Source organism: Nostoc sp. CHAB 5715 (genome assembly GCF_020829685.1).
GTDB lineage: Bacteria > Cyanobacteriota > Cyanobacteriia > Cyanobacteriales > Nostocaceae > Nostoc.
Genome location: NZ_JAIVFR010001124.1, coordinates 1 through 2,223, shown reverse-complemented (window position 1 = coordinate 2,223; position 2,223 = coordinate 1). Strand labels below are relative to the sequence as shown.

Sequence of the window (2,223 nt, the reverse complement as noted above, 5' to 3'; positions counted from 1 at the left end):
GCTAACAGCTAACCGCTAACAGCTAACAGCGGGGTATTAACCTCCCCAAGATTAATTTTTCGCCCACGAGGGGCGAGGCATGTACCGGGTTAATAGCTAATAGCTAATAGCTAACAGCTTTGTCAAAAACACCCAAAAACTACGCGCCCATCTCTTAGTCACCTCGGTAGATACATTGTCCGTATTTATTTATCTTTACATAGTTTGGTTTTTTCACGCCGACTTACTTAAAACAAAGTAAAAATGAATTGGGTTGGGCTGCTGAATCGAGTGACTGATTATTCCCAAATACAGAAATGGTGGGAAATCGTCATGAGTGCTTATCTTATGGTAAGTCTTCACTCTCAAGTTTTTAACAATCAACTAGAACAAGGGGTAAATAAACCCACAGAGCCAGTTGTGGCAAAATTCAGGGAACATGATTGGTGGGACGAGGGTTCGGGGTGGAAGAATTTACTCAACAATTTACGCTTAGTCATTCAACCTTTCATATTCTTTAATCTACTAAAACCTTGGCTGAGAGTCTTTCCAGTTTCGCATTTATCGATTGGGTTTCTCACACTAATTGCATTGATGAATCGAATGCGAGGCGCTATTCCAGACACCTTATATTCTGAGGATTTCTTATTTTCCTCTGCTTAGAGTGATGGAAGAGCGATAATTCCCCAGCAAGACAGGCAGCACGTTTTGATGCCTAATTAAAATCCCCGTTACAAAACGTAATTGCGAATTGCGAATTGCGAATTGCGAATTGTTTAATAAGCATCCATTGGCAGACAAGAACAAACAAAATTTCTATCACCAAAGGCTGCATCAATGCGGCCAACAGCAGGCCAGAATTTATATTCACGAGTCCAAGGTGCAGGATAGGCAGCTTGTTCACGAGAATAAGGATGATGCCATTCGTCGGTGATGAGACTTTCGGCAGTGTGGGGTGCGTTCTTTAAAACATTATCTTGAGCATCCACCTTACCTGATTCTATTTCGGCGATTTCTTGGCGAATAGAAATCAAAGCATCACAGAAACGATCTAACTCTTGTTTAGATTCACTTTCTGTAGGTTCCACCATGATTGTACCCCCTACAGGCCAAGAGACAGTCGGCGCATGGAAACCGTAATCCATGAGACGCTTGGCAACATCATCGATTTCGATCGCAGCTGATTTTTTGAGCGATCGTAAATCTAAAATACATTCATGGGCAACTAGACCATTTTTCCCCTGGTACAAAACCGGATAGTAAGATTCCAGTCTCTTAGCAATGTAGTTAGCATTGAGAATCGCCACCTTAGTTGCTTCAGTTAAACCATCTGCACCCATCATGGCGATGTACATCCAAGAAATCACCAAAATACTAGCACTACCCCAAGGCGCAGCCGCCACAGCACCAATATGTTGGGTACTGGAGATTAGGGATTGGGTATTGGGAATTTCTTCCTTCTTAGTCCCCAGCGATGCACTGAGCAAGTCGTTGTGTCCCCAGTCCCGTTCGGCTACGCTCACGGCAAGCCCAGTCCGTACCACAGGATGTCCGGGGAGAAAAGGCACAAGATGAGACGCTACCCCAATAGGCCCCATACCAGGGCCACCGCCACCATGAGGAATACAGAAGGTTTTATGCAAGTTTAAATGGCAGACATCCGCGCCAATATCTCCAGGACGGCAAATTCCCACTTGGGCGTTCATATTTGCCCCATCCATGTAAACTTGTCCACCGTGACTGTGGACAACAGCGCAGATTTCCTGAATTGGCTCCTCAAAAACACCATGAGTCGAGGGATATGTCACCATTAAGGCAGCTAGTTCATTGCTGTGTTTTTCTGCCTTAGCCTTCAGGTCATCAACGTCAATATTACCTTGTGAATCACAGGCAACCGCCACCACCTTCATCCCGCACATCACCGCACTTGCAGGATTTGTCCCGTGTGCCGAGGTGGGAATCAAACAGACGTTGCGGTGTGCTTCACCACGATTTTTGTGATATTGACGAATCACTAAAAGCCCAGCGTATTCACCCTGAGAACCAGCATTTGGTTGCAGAGAAATTCCGGCAAACCCGGTAATTTCAGCTAACCATTTCTCAAGTTGCTTAAATAGCATTTGATAACCCTGAGTTTGCGACGCAGGGGCAAATGGATGAATTTTGCCAAATTCCTCCCAAGTTACCGGAATCATTTCAGCAGTCGCATTCAACTTCATTGTGCAAGACCCCAAGGGAATCATT

The 2,223-nt window shown here is 44.9% G+C and carries 1 protein-coding gene and 1 pseudogene; one reads left to right on the top strand and one right to left on the bottom strand.

Features of this window, described 5'->3' with window-relative positions:
• Window positions 1-227 precede the first annotated feature (227 nt).
• A pseudogene (locus tag LC574_RS36720) lies at window positions 228-531 on the top strand (IS701 family transposase); the annotation flags it as partial.
• A gap of 224 nt (window positions 532-755) precedes the next feature.
• Here the strand turns inward: LC574_RS36720 and gcvPB are convergent.
• On the bottom strand, window positions 756-2,223 hold a 1,468-nt coding region (gcvPB, locus tag LC574_RS36715), incomplete at its 5' end, for an aminomethyl-transferring glycine dehydrogenase subunit GcvPB (RefSeq protein ID WP_229458543.1).